The organism is Granulicella tundricola MP5ACTX9, assembly GCF_000178975.2.
Lineage (GTDB): Bacteria > Acidobacteriota > Terriglobia > Terriglobales > Acidobacteriaceae > Edaphobacter > Edaphobacter tundricola.
Genome location: NC_015064.1, coordinates 1,600,627 through 1,615,852 on the forward strand (window position 1 = coordinate 1,600,627; position 15,226 = coordinate 1,615,852).

Sequence of the window (15,226 nt, forward strand, 5' to 3'; positions counted from 1 at the left end):
ACAGTTTCGAGGAAGAAACTATGCCTGCCGGGGTACTTCTGGCAAGGGGTTTTATAGGTGTTTGCACGGGCTTTACTCAAGCACTCATGCGAGTGAATCCCGGGCGCAAAAAAGCCACGATCCGGGTCGGGATCGTGGCGGTCAGTGTTACGGGTTTGGAAGTGGTGGGGTTTGAGGGACTACTGGACGGTGAGGCTTACGTCGTCCAGGGTGAATGAGGTTGCGAGCGACTTATTCTCCACGCCCATGAATTTCAGGGTGATGGTTTGGCCGCTGTAGGGGCTGAGGTTGGCGGTGTGGACAATGTAGCCGGTGGCGGCGTCCAGATTGGAGAAGGTGAAGGGTGTGGCCAGGACGACGCCGTTGGGATCGAGAATCTGCACGGTGAAGACGTCGTTCTTGAGCGTGGTCGTGGTCTCCACCGTGTTGATGTGCAGGGCGAAGCTGAGTACGAGGGAGGAGTAGCCCGAGGGTACGGTGACCGTCTGGTAGGCGTAGTCGGTGTGGACCTTGCCGTAGCCGTCCATCCAGAGGAAGTAGCTCCCGGAGTTGGGAGCCTGGGGTGTGCAGGCCGTGTTGCACTCGATGCCGCCCGTGGCGATCCAAGGCGTGGTGTCTGTGCCGTTCTCAAAGCCTGGGTTTCCGAGCAGCTGGGCGTTGGTCAGGATGAGGTTGAAGGGAACGGAGTGGAGGAGTGTGCCGTTGGTGGCACTGACGGTCATGGGAAAGGTGCCGAGCGGAGCAGCTGCGGCTGCGGCCAGGGTGAGATTGCTGCTGGCGAGGGTGGGGTTGGTCGTAAAGGTGGCGCCGACGGTGGAGGGTGGGAGGGCGGAGAGTGAAAGCGTCAAGGGGTTGACGAAATTTGCGCCTGGCGTGATGGTGACGGCGTTGAGGCCGGACTTTCCTCCCGGGATGAGGGCCACGTTAGTGTTGCCGAGGCTCATGGTGAAGTCTCCGCTGGCGCGTTTGAGCACGTTGAGCGTGAGGGTATAGGAGTGGGTCAGTGCGCCGGAGGTGCCGGTTACGGTGATCGCTGAGGTGGAGGATTGGACGGTTGGGTCGGCGGTGAAGGTGAGTACGCTGGAGGTGGTGGCGGTGGCCGGGCTGAAGCTTGCGGTTACGTTCGCGGGCAGGCCGGAGACGGTCAGGTTGACGGCACTGGTGAAGCCTTGGAGACTCGTGATGGCAAGGTTGATGCTATTGGCTGGGTCCGTGGTTCCGCGCACCATGGTGACGGTGTTGGCGGAGAGAGCCATGGAGAAGTCCGGCAGGAGCGAGGAGACGAGTGAGTTGAGGAAGGTTGCGCCGTTGGGGGAGCCCCAGCCGGTGACGAGATCGTAGCCTGGGACGGCGTTGAAGCTGACGGCGGTGCCGACTTGTGAAGGATTCGCTCCGTTTGTGATGTCGTGCAGGTTGGCGGCTGCCGTGGCACCGAGCCCGAGAGCGTAGAGGGCGGGGTTGAAGAAGCCGACGGGCTTTCCTCCCTGAGCTGCGGATTGCTGGTTGGCGAGAGCGATGAGTCCGGCGATGCGTGGCGCGGCGAAGCTGGTTCCGCCGTAGCCTAACTGAAAGCTGCCATTGGTAACCGTTGGGTTGTCAAAGTCGGCCTCCGCTGATATGTCCGGGACATTGCGCAGAGTGGTGGAACCCTGGTTGGCCGTGGTAATGACCCCGGGGGTTTGCTGCCAGGAAGGGATGGGGGAGCTGGCGCTGAAGAAGCCTCCCGTGGAGGAGGACCAGGAGTCCTCCGAGACCCAGGCTCCGCCAGCGCCGGATGTCACGAGGTCCGTTCCGCCGACCTCCAGGATGTATGGGTCAACCGACGGCGCGGAATAGGTACTGGAGTTCAAGGCACCGGAGTCACCGGTTGCGTTCATGAAGGTCTGTCCCTGCGCGGCCATCTGCTTGAAGGTGGTGTCGTTGGCGGGGCCAAAGTCTCCGCCGCCCCAGGACGAGGTGATGACGGTGGCGAGGTTGTCGGTGGCCATCTGGTTGAGTTCGGCTACGGCCGAGGTGCCTTCATAGAAGAGAATTTGCTTGATGCCAGGGGCCATGCCGCCTACCTGCTCGATGTCAAGGATCTGCTCGCCGTCATCGCAGGTGCCGCTGGTTCCGCTGCTGGAGGCGAAGCACTTTCCGGCGTAGCCGCCGACGAGAACATTTTTGACTTTGGCGGTGAGATCCGGGGTGCCTGTATTGGTCGCGAAGACGCTGAGGTCCGAGGTGAGATAACCGTCATAGGAATAGATGGCGACGGTCTGGCCGGTGCCATCGAGCGGGCCGGTGCCGTAGTAGGCTGCGCGCATGTCGCTGGGGAGATAGGTGTTCTGGGGACCGGAGCCAGTGATGAGGTGGGTTGCGGCGGACCGCTGAGCGCGGGTACCTTGCTTGAGATGGTTGTGTTTGGGGATGGAGTCGTCCAGGCCGGAGATGGCGAAGAGCCGGATGGGGAGGTCCGTGGTGGGTTCGCGGTCGGGAGCGTGGAAGGTGCGGGCAAGGACGTTATCTCGGAACTCGGTTTCTGTGACGTTGAACGCGCGGTTGACGACGTCCGTGGTGGCGGAGACGGAGATGAGGCGGCGGTTGGGCGTGGTGAGGGTGACTGCGAACCCCTTGTTATGAGCCCAGCGGATGAGGGTCTGATAGTCGGCCTCCGTGGGGGCGTACTTGCGATCGAACTCCGCGGAGGTGAGGTATTGATGGAATTTGGGGCTGGCGGGGTTGTAGATGTCAGCCAGCTCCGCGTCCAGGGCTGCCTCATTGCGGATGGGGAGCGTGAGCTGGAGCTCCATGGTGGTGAATGAGGTCAGCGGCTGCAGGCGCGGGGCGACGCCGCTGCGTACTACGGCAGGTACATGCTGGGAGATTACGGCGTTCTGAGCGAAGGCAGGAGACGACAGCACGAAAGATGCCGCCATAGAAGCACCCACCATGAGCCTGCGGGTGGACGTGAGAACTGGAAGGGTTGAGGCAAAGTGCGACATGGGCAATCTCCCTGCGTGAAATTTTCCTGAGACCAGACAGGAGTTTCCAGTCGGAACGGCTGGAAGGGGCCCGGATAGTTGAAGACAAACGTCTTATGTGAAAGGCTGTACGCCGATAGTAGTGGATTTTTGGCAAATTACAACTTAAGTGTTAACGATTTTGGGGAGATCTGATCCGGCGCGAATGCGGTTAGGCAGGAGGGATTCTCAGGTCAGGTCTCAAACGTAAAACGGCCCGCCCGCGGAGGATTCGCGGACGGGCAGTGGGGAAACGGCCGCGGGTCAGGCGGTTGGGTGCTCCATGATTTCCGACAGGGCGGTGAGGCGCTTGGCATCTTCCGGGGTTTTGGCGGAGGCCGCAGCAGATTTGACCGATGCGGCCATTTCGCTGAGCTTATCCATGTCCTTCTTGTGGCTCTTCCGTACATTTGGTGAAGGATGGTTTAGTTGGGGCGGCTGCTCTTGGCCGCCCTGTTCAGGCGGTGTGAAGCACTCTGAGTCTGAGCAGGTCGAAGCCGGCTCTGCCATACATCTGGCGCTTGATGAGCTTGAGCCGATGGACGTGGCCTTCCACCTGGCCCTGGCTCCACGGGAGCTTGAGAGCCGCTTCAACCGCATCTCGATCTCTGGTCAGGTGGCTGGCGAAGCCGGCCAGTGCCGTTGTCTTCGCAGCCTCGAACCACGGTGTGAGGGCTGGAAGATCTCGCTGCGTGATGAGTCGGAAGAACTCCTTGGCCAGCTTGGCCGCGACAGACACCTCGGGTGAAGCCTGGTAGACCTGTTCAAGATAAGTCTGAGCGGAGGGCGTTTCCTTCAGGATGTGCCAGACCGTCTGCCGGACTGAGATACGTGGTGCAGCTCTGTGTGGAGCGGCTGCTGCCGAGGTCGGTTGATAGCCACGCCGGCAGCGAAGCCAGCGTCTCACGATGTTAAGTTGACCCGTGAAGCCTCGTTCCCGCAGTTCGCGCCACAGCCGGGACACGTTCCTGCAGCCCTGCTCAAGCCGTCGGTCGAGGTACTCGGCATAAGGATCGACGATGCCTGGACGTGGGCTCCGTTGCGCTTCGGGGAACGTCTCGGTTCTGAGGAACTTGCGTACGGTGCGATGATCGAGTCCCAGCTGTCGGCCGATCGCAGCATGGGACGCTCCTGTCTGGCCCAGCCGATGCACCTCTTCGTAGCGGCTGAAGCGACGCTCCCGGTTGCGGAGGCTGGCCCGTAACTCCCACGGCGGAACCGAAGGTTGCGGAGATGTGACGACGCCTGGAACCTCCCCCATGCTGCTTCTCGCTGCTTGTGTGAGCAGTCGATGATGCGGACTGAGCGCGTTTTTCAGTGCTTCGCTCAGGTTCCGCAACAGGTGCCAGCGATCCGCCACCTGTACGGCTCCAGGCGCGGCCAACCGTGTGGCTTGAGCGTAAATACCGCCTCGGTCCCGGCTCACGATCTCACTGCCAGGATGCTCCCGAAGCCACTCAGCGACAGTTCCAGCCTCCCGGTCCGGCAGCAGATCGATCACCCTACGGCTCTCCAGATCGCACAGGATAGTGCCGTAGCGATGGCCTTTTCGCCACGCCCAGTCATCGATACCGAGTACACGCGGAGCCACGACCGGCGCACATCGGGCGCGGCAACGAAGCTGCCGCAGTAAGGTGGAGCCACTGACCAGCAGGCCGAGACGACGGGCCAGCCGAGCTCCGGCCTGACCGCCGATCATAACCGTGATCCAGTCCAGAGCTTCACAAGAACGCAGCGTCCGCCGACTATAGCGGAGCACGGTGCCGGAAAGCGGTTCGGTAAAAATGCGCCGGCGGCAAGTCTCGACAACACAGAAGAACTTGCGGGTCTGAAGCAGGATCGAGACCGGAATACCTTCCCACGGCAGATCGCCCAGCCTGCGTAGATACCGGCTGTGAACCCGCCGCGAAGCCGTACCGCAGACAGGGCAGCAAGAGAAAGGGCGAGAGGTTCGAAGCTCAACCTCAATCAACCCAGTCCTGGGCCGCAAACAAACCAATTCAACTTCAGAAGTGCTCGGTAGCAGCGTCCCTCGAACCATCCGGAACCTCCAGCGTGCTACCTCCTTGCTACGCCTGCAAAGAGCCGCTGGAAAGAATCACCAAATGTACGGAAGAGCCCTTCTTGTTGAGGTGGGACTTCTGGGTTTTGTCGACTGCCTTGGTGAGGGTGGCGAGACGATCGGCGGGGAGGGCCTGGGTGCGGGTTAGCTGGTCCAGGTAGGCCTTGGCGACGATGAGCTGGGAGGGCCAGATGACCTGCTGCTGGTTCTGGACGTTGAGCTCCTTGTAGTGAATGAGGTTGGCTGCGTCGATCTCGTTTTGCGTGAGGAACTTGCTTGGGGTGAGCTTGAAGACGTCCAGGCCGCGTGCGATCTCCGAGCCGTAGATGTTGCCGTTGTACCAGTAAGCGGACCAGTCGCCGCCCAGCACGACGGACTTGGGATCGATGGGGCCGCGGTCGAAGTAGGCGATCTCGAAGGCGTGGGCGGGGTCGGTAAAGTCCATGACGGAGATGCCGCCCTGATACCAGGACTGGACCTCAATGTCACGGCCGGGGACAGGGACGAGGGAGCCGTTGTGGGCTACGCAGTTTTCGGTCTCGGTCTGGGCGGCGGGCATCTTGTAGTAGCCGGCCAGGGAGAGCTTGTCATCCTTGAGATTGAAGATGGCGTCCGCTCCCCACTTGAGGGGGTCGGTGGTGCGGCAGCGGGGTTGAAGTCCGCCGCCCCATTCGTCGGTGAAGACGACCTTGGTGCCGTCGTTGGAGAACGATGCGGAGTGCCAGTAGGCGTAGTTGGGGTCGTTGACGGCGTCTACGCGCTTGGGGTGGACGGGGTCCTTGATGTCGATGAGGATGCCGTTGCCGGAGCAGGCGCCGGCGGCGAGGCCGATGGCGGAGTAGACGGTGATGTCATGGCACTGATTGGTATCGGCCACTTTCTCTTCGCCGTGGCTGCCGCCATTATTGAGGCCATTGAGCGCGCCGGTGCGGGGATCGACGAAGACGCGGGGGCTGGCGACGACCTTGGCTTCCTGCGGGGTGGAGAGGGGGACCTTGATGACGTCGATGCGGAAGAGGGAGGTGTTGGGGTCCTTTTCCGGGGCCTCGTCAGAGCAGCCTGCGAGCTCTTCCGACTGGCGGACGAAGGAGGTGCCGGAGACGTAGAGGTAGACGTTGTTCTTATCGTTGGGATCTACGACGAGGGTGTGGGTGTGGGAGCCGCGGCAGGTCTGGACGGCTGCGACCTGCTTGGGGTTCTTGAGGTCTGAGATATCGAAGATGCGGACGCCGCGGAAGCGGTCAGGCGAGGCTACGGGTGGGTGGTGCTCTTTCTCATGGCCGGGTGCCGGAGGGGGATTGGGCGGGAAGCCTTGTGCACCGCAATCTATGCGGCCGTTGGGCATTTCGACCGACATGAAGAGGAGGTTGTTATAGACGGAGACGTCGCCCTGGCCGCCGGGGCAGACGAGGGTGGAGATGAGGGCGGGCTTGGCGGGGTTGGCGATGTCATAGAAGCTGACGCCGGAGAAGTTGCCCTGGATGAGATGGGTGCCCTGGAAGGCGAAGTCGGAGTTGGCGTAGGCGAGCTGGGCGATGACCATGCGCATGGGCGCGGGGACTCCGGCTGCGCCGAGGGTATTAAGGGTCTTCTGGACGATGGGGTCGTCCGGGCCGGTGGCTCCGAGCTGGAAGGCGCTGGCCTTCTTGAGGAAGGCGAGGTGCTGCATGCCGCTGGCGGCTTCGCCTGCGTCGTAGAGACCGGGCTTGAGGCCTACGCGGGGATCGTTGAGAGTAGAACCGGTCATGCCAGGAGGGAGGGCCGCGGGGGCTTCGGCGGGGTGGTCTTGTGCGTACGTAGGGGCCATGCTGATGAGGGTTGCTGCGGCGGCGAGGGCTAAGGTGGAGAGACGCCGGGTGATGGCTTGCTTGTGGATCATTAGTTCTCCTTGTGCTTGTCTGAACGGATTTGATCGAGGATTTGTTGCATGATTCTGATCTCGGCGCGCTGGGTGTTGTCGACGTCGGTGGCGAAGTCGAAGAGGTCTGCGTCCTGTCCGGCCCCGGGCTGATTGAAGAGGTCCTTGACCATGACGAGAGCGCCGTTGTGGTGCTGCATCATGCCGGTGAGGAAGAGGTGGTCGAACTGGGGGCCTTGGGCGTTGCGAAGGGCTTCCATCTGTGGGGGCGTGAGCATGCCAGGCATGGCTGGCATGGGTTTGCCGATCATGTCCATATCCGGCATTCCGGGCATGGACATGGAGATGGGTTCGTTGCGGGTCTCAAGCCAGCGGCGCATGAACTTGAGCTCGTCTGTCTGGGAGAGGCTGATGCGCTGGCCGATGGAGCGGACTTCCTTGTTTTCTGTGTGGGACTGGATGAGGGCCGTCATCTGGATGGCCTGGCCGTGATGCATGATCATGCCTTGCATGAAATCGATATCAGCTTGTGAGCGTTGCGGGAGAGTGCCGGTGGTGTTGGCGGGCAGGGTCTTGCTGGGGGTGCCGGGTGCTCCAGGCTGGATGATGGGTGGGGCAGATTGGGCCTGGGCGAGCGTGAAGGCGGCTGTGGTGAGTGCGAGAACGAGGGCTTGACTCAGGCTTTTGTGCGGGTGAAGGTGGGGCATAGGCGATGCATTCACGTTAGCATGGCGGGCGGCGCGGGTAAGCGGGGGCGCTGGAGCTGGTGGGTGAGGTGGGCGCGGATGGTGGGCCACTCGGGGGCGATGATGCTTTAGACGGCGGTGTCGCGGAGGGTGCCGTTGGGGGCGATGGAGTGGGAGCGGAGGATGCCGTCGAGCTTGGCGCCGAGGCGCTCGATGGCGCGACGGGACTGGTGGTTGAGGAAGTGAGTGCGGAACTCGACCGCGATGCAGGCCAATGATTCGAAGGCGTGGGTTAGGAGGAGGAGCTTGGCCTCCGTGTTGAGGGCGGTGCGCTGGACGCGGGCGGCGTACCAGGTGGAACCGATCTCTACGCGGCAGTTGGGGGTGTCGATGTTCATGTAGGTGGTCATGCCAACCGGGATGCCGGTGGCGTCGAGGACGGTGAAGGGAAGCATGGTGCCGGCGGCGTGAAGGGTGAGGCGCCGGGCGATTTCGGCTTCTACTTTTTCCGGGGGTGGGGCGGAGGTGTACCAGAGGGTGTGGAGATCGCCGTCCTGGACTGCGGCTGCCAAAGCGGGAGCGTGAGCCTGGGCGAGGGGGACGAGTGAGACGTGGTTGCCGGTGAGGGTGACGGGATGGAGGATGTTGGGGGTCACTGGGAGAGTATATCGAGGCACAAGGAATGTGGTTTCAATGTGCCGGGTCGATCAGTGCCTTGTCGATGCGGAGCAGTTCTTTGAGCAGACTTCCTCCAGGCCGGCCGGCTTTGCCGAAGAGACTTCTTTGCACCGCGATGACCTTTGGTAATGCCTGATGTAAGGCATCAAGGCCTGTCTTCGTGACCTCGACTCGCTTGGCCCGGGTATCCGACTTACTGATTCGCCTGGAGATCATCTTTTTCGTTTCAAGAAGCTTCAGCGTCTGCGACACCTGCATCGGGTGGATACCAGCGGAGCGTGCCAATTCGATTTGGGTTACGGGCGTACCTTCGCGGCCGAACCAGGCGACTAGGGAGAGCGTGATGAACTGAAGATTGGTCAGATTGTCGAGAGTGAGGGCGCGGTCCACCTCTCGCTGATAGTGAGCGACGATCCGCCACATGACAAATCCCACGGCATTTTCCGGCGCTCCGAGTGAGACCTCATCGAACATCCGCTGGATGGCTTGCTGGTCCTCTTTCACAGTCTCATCTTAGGTCAGTGTGGGGAGCAATGGACTGAAGTTGTGTTTCTGGACATCCTTTTAGTAAATATGTTTATCTTATTTGCAGGCGGCCGATTTAGGGATTTTGATGAGGGACCAAGCGTTCTTCGGACCATTCCTTAGAGGCGGCAGTCAAAGGAGACTCGATATGGCAAACAAGAAACTTGACCTTGCGTTCTGGGACTACGATCGGACCCGCGCGCTCGTGGATGGAACGGTGAAGATTGACGGCGTGGATGGAACGTTTCACAGCGCGCCGATCGTGACGGAGATCTTTCGTGGCATGATCGCCGATGGAAGCTTCGACGTATCCGAACTGGGTTTTACATACTTCCTGCGGACTTTCAAAGATGGCGAGTCACCGTTTGTTGCGATCCCTGTCTTTCCCAATCGCGCGTTCAGGCACTCCGCTATTTTCGTCAATAAAGCTAGCGGCATCGAGAAGCCGGAGGACCTCAACGGCAAGACGATTGGCGAGCTTGCTCTCTATAGTCACGATGCCGGCATCATGCCGAAAGGCATGTTGATGGATGAGTTTGGATTCAAGCCGGAGACGTGCCGCTGGGTTATCGGCGGTCTGGATTGGCCTCTCAAGGCGATTGACTTTGTGCCCCATACGCATCCGGCTAACGTGGAGGTGAGCGATATTGCGAAAGGCAAGGAGCTTGGTGCGATGCTGGAGGCCGGAGAGATTGACGCACTCATCTCCGCGGATGTGCCGAAGTGCATGTTGGAGCACTCGCCGAAGGTGCGGCGTCTCTTTCCGGATTCCAAACAGGTGGAGCAGGCCTATTACAAGCGCACGGGCATCTTTCCGATCATGCACACGGTCGTCATTCGCCGGGATCTGCTGAAGCAACATCCAGAGCTTGCGCAAGCTATCTATCAGGGTTTCTGCGATGCAAAGAAGGCCGCCGAAGACAAATACAGGCACGGCCTGATCTTTAACAGTATGGGAACCATGTTTCCCTGGTTCAGCCAGCTCGTGGAAGAGGATGTGACGGTCCTTGGAGAGGACTGGTGGCCGTACGGCATCGCGGCGAACCGCAAGTCGATCGATGCCGTTCTGCGCTATCACCATGAGCAGGGCATCACCGACCGCCTGTTCACGATGGAAGATATCTTTCTGCCGGAGTTCCTGGGGTCTTAGGGCAGCTTATTTGCGTAAACGGTTTGCTTCGCAAAGGTCACCCTGCCTGAGGTAGGGTGACCGGCGTTGTGGTTAGTCGAGGTAGCGGCTGGTGATTCCCTGGTAGGCGTCGATGCGACGGTCGCGGAGGAAGGGCCAGTTGCGGCGGGTGTCTTCGAGGAGCTTGCGATCGATTTCGGCGATGAGGATCTCTTCCTTGTCATGGGAAGCCTGGGCTATGACGCGGCCGAAGGGGTCTGCGATGAAGGAGCCGCCCCAGAACTCGAGGCCGGTATCCAGCGTGTGGGGGCCGGGGCCGGGCATGGTGACACCGTTGTGGATGACGTCGCCGTACTCGTGGCCGACGCGGTTGACGGCTCCGACGAAGACTCCGTTGGCGATGGCATGGGAGCGCTGCATGGTCTGCCAGGCGGAGTACTGGGCTTCGCCGAACTCGGCTTTCTCTGAGGGGTGCCAGCCGATGGCGGTGGGATAGAAGAGGGTCTCGGCGCCTTTGAGGGCGGTGATGCGTGCGCCCTCCGGGTACCACTGGTCCCAGCAGATGAGGGTGCCGATGGGCCCCTGGGAGGATTGCTGGGCTTTGAAGCCCAAGTCGCCAGGGGTGAAGTAGAACTTCTCGTAGTAGAGGGGGTCGTCCGGGATGTGCATCTTGCGGTAGGTGTCGGCGATCTCGCCGTTGGTTTCCAAGACGGCTACGGTGTTGTGGTAGAGGCCGGCGGCGCGTCGCTCGAAGAGGCTGGCGATGAGGACGATGCCTTCCTGCTTTGCGACCTCTGCGAGGGCTTCCGTGGATGGGCCGGGGATGGATTCGGCGGTGTCAAAGAGGGCGTGCTCCTCACGCTGGCAGAAGTATTGGGCGCGGAAGAGCTCGGGCAGGCAGACGATGTTGGCACCGGCGTGGGCCGCCTCGCGGGTCATGTGGATGGCTTTGTCGAGGTTGGCCTGGGTGTCCGGGACGCAGGACATTTGGATGAGGCCGATTTTTTTGTTTGGGGCGAGCATCATTACTCCTGGCGCATTGCTTGCGCCTCTGTGTCTATTTTAGATGTTGAGCGGACCTGCGGGATGCGCTTGCGCGTAACGGGCACCTAATCCCATAGTGAGGGAAACTTATGGGTTATTTACATGAACATCTGGTAAGTTTGAGGTGGGACTCTTTCTGTCTTCTCTGTCCCGGCCACGCACATCTGATCTGCACCTGAAACCTTGTGGGGAACGACCCGCACCCATCTGAAAAGGAGCACCATGTCGAGCGAATATCGTGATTTTCTGGAACTTTCCTACTCCGAACTTGAAGACCTGAACCTTGCGGCGAAGGAACAGCGCCGGAATCGCGTGGACCCGGCGAAGATCCAGGAAGAGCGCCTGGCGTACCTGCGGGACGAGCGCCGGATCAAGGCTGTGATGGTCGTGTTTTCCGACCTCGAAGGCCGCCTGCACATGCTGGACTATGACAAGAAGTTCCTGGTCAACAGCTACGACAATCTGACGTTCGATGGCTCGTCCATCCGCGGGTTTACGGCGCAGCGTGAGAGCGATCTGCGGCTGGCGATCGACTGGGCGGCGTTTTACTGGACGCCGGCGGACGTGTTCGGCGCAGGTAAAGTGCTGGTATTCGGTGAGGTGATCGACAAGAACGGCGAGCACTATGCCGGCGATCTGCGTGGCGTGCTGAAGAACTATGCCAAGGAGCAGTTCGACAAGAACGGCTACCACCTCAATGCTGCGAACGAGATCGAGGGCTTCCTGTTCGAGGGCATCGATGCCGAGCGGAGCTTCCATGAACTTGGCTCGTTCGAATATGTGAACAAGGGCGGCTACTATCACTCGCTGCCGGGCGATCCTCTGCGTGAGTTTATCGATACCACTGCAGAAGTGCAGCGTGCGATGGGCTTCGAGAACGAGAAGGACCATCCCGAGGTTGCGCCTTCGCAGTTCGAGATCAACTACACCTACGGCGACGTGGTGATGGCTGCCGACCAGATCCAGCTCTACAAGCTGATCTGCCGCCAGGTGGCGACACAGATGGGCATGACGGCGAGCTTCCTGCCGAAGCCGGTGACGGGCGTGAACGGCAGCGGCATGCACACGAACGTGTCGATCACGAAGGACAAGACGAACCTGATGTGGGATCCGAACGGCGAGGAGAAGACCTCGAAGTTTGGCTGGGAGTTTGTGGACCGCATCCTGACTGTTGGAAGCGATCTCTGCGTGGTTCTGAATGCGAGCGTGAATGCGTATCGCCGGCTTGATCCGCACTTTGAGGCTCCGAACCAGATCAAGGCTTCGGCTACGGATCGTGGATCGATGGTCCGGATTCCGATCGGGAATGCGAAGTCGGCGCGTGTGGAGGTTCGTTCGGTTGGACCGGATGCGAATCCTTACATGGTGCTGTACACGATCTTCAAGACGGGCTTGGATGGCGAGATTGCGAAGATCGAAAACCTGCGCCAAGCGGAGCGGTATCTGCCGGACAACATCTACACGGCGCTGGAAGACTTCAACAAAAGCGAGTGGGTGACGACGATTTTGGGCGGCGATGTGAAACAGCGTTACTCGGATCTGAAGCAGGCTTCTGCCGATCGTTGTCCGCGCCTGCTGGGGACGATCGTCAAGCCTTGTGAGATCCAGTTCCACCACGATGTTTACAACCAGCTGCTCTGGGGTCAGTTCTAAGAAGCAAGGACTAGTCAGTGCGGTATTCGGCGGGGCGATGCTTTATGTCGCCCCGTTCGTGCGTGCGGCTTTATCATTATGGGGAGTGAAAAAGGAGATGTTTGGAATGCGGAAGAAAGTCACGATTGTTGGGGCGGGAAACGTTGGGGCCACTGCGGCTCATTGGCTTGCAGCGAAAGAGCTTGCAGACGTAGTGCTGCTGGATGTGGCGGAGGGGATTCCGCAGGGTAAGGCGCTGGACCTGCTGCAGGCTATGCCGATCGAGAAGCGGGATGTTTCGATTGTGGGTACGAACGACTATGCGGATACTGCCGGCTCGGACATCGTGGTGATTACGGCGGGGATTCCGCGTAAGCCGGGGATGAGCCGTGACGATCTGCTGAATACGAACTCGAAGATCATGAGCGATGTGGTCTCGAAGGTCGTTGAAGGTTCTCCGAATTCGATTTTGATTATCGTTTCGAACCCGCTGGATGCTATGGCGCAGGCTGCGTTCAAGAAGTCCGGGTTCCCGCGCGAGCGCGTGATCGGGATGGCAGGCGTGTTGGATTCCGCGCGGTTCCGGACGTTCATTGCGGAGGAACTGCAGGTGTCGGTTGAGAACGTGACGGCGTTTGTGCTGGGCGGGCATGGAGATACCATGGTGCCGTTGAGCCGCTACTCGACGATGGCTGGAATTCCGATTACGGAGTTGATTGAGCCGGCGAAGCTGAAGGAGCTTGAGACACGTACGGCCAATGGCGGCGCGGAGATCGTGAAGCACCTGAAGACGGGTTCGGCCTACTATGCGCCGAGCGCGGCTGCTGTTGAGATGGTCGAGGCGATCCTGAAGGACAAGAAGAAGATTCTGCCTTGTGCGGCATACCTGACGGGCGAGTACGGGATCAATGGGCTGTATGTCGGCGTTCCTTGCAAGCTGGGCGCGAAGGGAATCGAGAAGATCATTGAGATTAAGCTGACCGCGGATGAGCAGGCTGCGCTGCAGAAAAGCGCAGACGCGGTGAAGGAGCTTTGCACGGTGATTGGCGTCGCGTAACGATAGTGATTAGGGGTTAGTAGGAACAATGCAAAGGCCCGCTCTTAGGGAGCGGGCCTTTGCATTTGGGGTGACGGACTGCTTAGGCTACGCGTTCGATGGTGACGCTCTCCAGGACGATGGGGGTCTTGGGGCGGTCCATGCCGTCGCGGCTGGCGTTGGAGATCTTCTCAACGATGTCGTAACCTTCAACGACCTCACCGAAGATGGTGTGCTTGCCGGTGAGCCAGCTGGTGTCGGTGACGGTGATGAAGAACTGGCTGCCGTTGGTGTTGGGGCCGGCGTTGGCCATGGCGAGCTTGCCGGGTTCCTTGAAGTGGTGGGTGGAACCCTTGGTCTCATCCGCGAACTTGTAACCAGGGCCGCCCATGCCGGTGCCTTCGGGGTCTCCGCCCTGGATCATGAACTGGGGGATGACGCGGTGGAAGATGCTGCCGTCGTAGAGCTTGTCGCCCTTCTTGCTGCGGCTGGACCACTCGCGTGTGCCTTCTGCGAGCTCAATGAAGTTCTTGACGGTGATGGGGGCGTCCTTCTCGAAGAGCTCGCAGACGATGGTTCCCTGGGAGGTCTTGAAGGTTGCGTAGGTTCCTGGCTTGCTTGGCATTCGTGTTTCTCCTGACAGTGTGATGCTGTTGACGGTGCGAAGAGGGAAGGCGATCGAAGCTCAAAGGCTGGGACGCGAGACGAAATTATTTGGGCGGCGGCGGCATGACCGGGACACCGGGGCCGGCGGGTGAGGCTGCGGGCGGCACGGGCTCGGCTGGGATGGCCTGACCCTCCTTCACGATGGTCACCTTGTTGAGGAGGACCGGGGTGATGGGCTTGTCCTGGTTGTTGCGGTCCACGCGCGCTATGGTGGCGACGATCAGGACGGAGTGCGCGTCGCACTGGCCGAAGATGGTGTACTTGCCGTCGAGATCGGGCTGAGGGAGCTCCGTGATGAAGAACTGGGTGCCGTTGGTGTTGGGGCCGGCGTTGGCCATGGCGAGGCGGCCGGGGACATCGAAATACAAGCCGGGGGTGGTTTCGTTGTCGAAGAAGTAGCCGGCGTCTCCGGTGCCGTCTCCGGCGTGGTCTCCGCCCTGGATCATGAAGCCGGGGATGACGCGGTGGAAGGTGGTGCCGTCGTAGAAGCGGACGCCGTGGATCTTCTTGAGGGTCTTGGGATCGGTCCAGTCCTTCTTGCCTTCGGCGAGGGAGATGAAGTTCTCGGTCGCGAGGGGCGATTGCTTGTCAAAGAACTTGCAGGTGAGACGGCCCATGTTGGTATCCATGATGACGGTGGGGCCGGTGGGGCTGGGGGCGGGTGCGCCCTGGCCGGCTCCGGGTGCGTCGGGGAGCTGGCTGGCGGGCTGGGCTGCCTGCGGAGTTGGGGAGTCGGGCAGTGGCTCGGCTGGCTTGGCCGGGGTCTGGGCCATGAGGGCGGAGCTGAAGAGCAGGGCGGCGAAGCAGGTGGTCGTGCCAGTGCGGAAGATCATCACGTCTATCAGGCTATCGTATCCGGCGTGTTGGGAGCAAAGTAACGGATGTGTCTTTCCCGCATCCAACGTGCT

General features: G+C 60.7%; 12 protein-coding genes. 3 read left to right on the plus strand and 9 right to left on the minus strand.

The genetic code is table 11. The features are described from left to right. Positions 1–179: 179 nt before the first annotated feature. From ACIX9_RS06835 to ACIX9_RS06860, 6 genes are all read right to left on the minus strand, one after another. Positions 180–2,918: a S53 family serine peptidase gene (locus ACIX9_RS06835; protein WP_198152169.1), complete on the minus strand. Its 2,739-nt coding sequence runs from the start codon at positions 2,916–2,918 to the stop codon at positions 180–182. 541 nt (positions 2,919–3,459) lie between these two features. Further along, complete coding sequence (locus ACIX9_RS24615) at positions 3,460–5,043, minus strand: ISL3 family transposase (RefSeq protein WP_013572755.1); 1,584 nt, start codon at positions 5,041–5,043, stop codon at positions 3,460–3,462. A gap of 28 nt (positions 5,044–5,071) precedes the next feature. Next, positions 5,072–6,943 (minus strand): LVIVD repeat-containing protein, encoded by a 1,872-nt coding sequence (locus tag ACIX9_RS06845; RefSeq protein ID WP_013579751.1) that lies wholly within the window; start codon positions 6,941–6,943, stop codon positions 5,072–5,074. After that, the gene (locus tag ACIX9_RS06850; RefSeq protein WP_013579752.1) at positions 6,943–7,629 is read right to left on the minus strand and encodes a DUF305 domain-containing protein; all 687 of its coding nucleotides are present in this window, start codon (positions 7,627–7,629) and stop codon (positions 6,943–6,945) included. Before ACIX9_RS06850 ends, ACIX9_RS06845 begins: the two co-directional genes overlap by 1 nt. 107 nt (positions 7,630–7,736) lie before the next feature. Further along, complete coding sequence (locus ACIX9_RS06855; RefSeq protein WP_198152170.1) at positions 7,737–8,264, minus strand: GNAT family N-acetyltransferase; 528 nt, start codon at positions 8,262–8,264, stop codon at positions 7,737–7,739. Between the two features lie 34 nt (positions 8,265–8,298). Beyond that, positions 8,299–8,790, minus strand: a complete 492-nt coding sequence (locus tag ACIX9_RS06860) for a MarR family winged helix-turn-helix transcriptional regulator (RefSeq protein ID WP_198152171.1) — start codon at positions 8,788–8,790, stop codon at positions 8,299–8,301. Between the two features lie 169 nt (positions 8,791–8,959). On the opposite strand from ACIX9_RS06860, the gene ACIX9_RS06865 reads away from it, so the two are divergent. Further along, a complete protein-coding gene (locus ACIX9_RS06865; protein WP_013579754.1) occupies positions 8,960–9,961 on the plus strand; it encodes a PhnD/SsuA/transferrin family substrate-binding protein in 1,002 nt (333 codons plus the stop codon). A gap of 72 nt (positions 9,962–10,033) precedes the next feature. Here ACIX9_RS06865 and ACIX9_RS06870 read toward each other — a convergent pair whose 3' ends face one another. Next, a complete protein-coding gene (locus tag ACIX9_RS06870) occupies positions 10,034–10,963 on the minus strand; it encodes a carbon-nitrogen hydrolase (protein WP_013579755.1) in 930 nt (309 codons plus the stop codon). 243 nt (positions 10,964–11,206) lie between these two features. Between ACIX9_RS06870 and ACIX9_RS06875 the strand changes: the two genes are divergently transcribed. Both ACIX9_RS06875 and mdh read left to right on the plus strand, forming a co-directional pair. Further along, complete coding sequence (locus ACIX9_RS06875; RefSeq protein WP_013579756.1) at positions 11,207–12,637, plus strand: glutamine synthetase family protein; 1,431 nt, start codon at positions 11,207–11,209, stop codon at positions 12,635–12,637. A gap of 106 nt (positions 12,638–12,743) precedes the next feature. Beyond that, on the plus strand, positions 12,744–13,673 hold the full coding sequence (gene mdh / locus ACIX9_RS06880) for a malate dehydrogenase (protein WP_013579757.1): 930 nt from the start codon (positions 12,744–12,746) through the stop codon (positions 13,671–13,673). Between the two features lie 82 nt (positions 13,674–13,755). Here the strand turns inward: mdh and ACIX9_RS06885 are convergent, their stop codons facing one another. After that, positions 13,756–14,277 carry a peptidylprolyl isomerase gene (locus ACIX9_RS06885; RefSeq protein WP_013579758.1) on the minus strand — a complete coding sequence of 174 codons (522 nt, stop codon included), beginning with the start codon at positions 14,275–14,277 and terminating at the stop codon, positions 13,756–13,758. Between the two features lie 85 nt (positions 14,278–14,362). Next, positions 14,363–15,151, minus strand: coding sequence for a peptidylprolyl isomerase (locus ACIX9_RS06890; RefSeq protein ID WP_013579759.1), 789 nt, complete (start codon positions 15,149–15,151; stop codon positions 14,363–14,365). Positions 15,152–15,226 lie beyond the last annotated feature (75 nt).

What these genes read in the sequence shown, in the direction of transcription:
- ACIX9_RS06835 (WP_198152169.1), bottom strand. Translation starts at nt 2,918, where the DNA reads ATGGCGGCATCTTTCGTGCTGTCGTCTCCTGCCTTCGCTCAGAACGCC.
- ACIX9_RS24615 (WP_013572755.1), bottom strand. Translation starts at nt 5,043, where the DNA reads ATGGTTCGAGGGACGCTGCTACCGAGCACTTCTGAAGTTGAATTGGTT.
- ACIX9_RS06845 (WP_013579751.1), bottom strand. Translation starts at nt 6,943, where the DNA reads ATGATCCACAAGCAAGCCATCACCCGGCGTCTCTCCACCTTAGCCCTC.
- ACIX9_RS06850 (WP_013579752.1), bottom strand. Translation starts at nt 7,629, where the DNA reads ATGCCCCACCTTCACCCGCACAAAAGCCTGAGTCAAGCCCTCGTTCTC.
- ACIX9_RS06865 (WP_013579754.1), top strand. Translation starts at nt 8,960, where the DNA reads ATGGCAAACAAGAAACTTGACCTTGCGTTCTGGGACTACGATCGGACC.
- ACIX9_RS06870 (WP_013579755.1), bottom strand. Translation starts at nt 10,963, where the DNA reads ATGCTCGCCCCAAACAAAAAAATCGGCCTCATCCAAATGTCCTGCGTC.
- ACIX9_RS06875 (WP_013579756.1), top strand. Translation starts at nt 11,207, where the DNA reads ATGTCGAGCGAATATCGTGATTTTCTGGAACTTTCCTACTCCGAACTT.
- mdh (WP_013579757.1), top strand. Translation starts at nt 12,744, where the DNA reads ATGCGGAAGAAAGTCACGATTGTTGGGGCGGGAAACGTTGGGGCCACT.
- ACIX9_RS06885 (WP_013579758.1), bottom strand. Translation starts at nt 14,277, where the DNA reads ATGCCAAGCAAGCCAGGAACCTACGCAACCTTCAAGACCTCCCAGGGA.
- ACIX9_RS06890 (WP_013579759.1), bottom strand. Translation starts at nt 15,151, where the DNA reads ATGATCTTCCGCACTGGCACGACCACCTGCTTCGCCGCCCTGCTCTTC.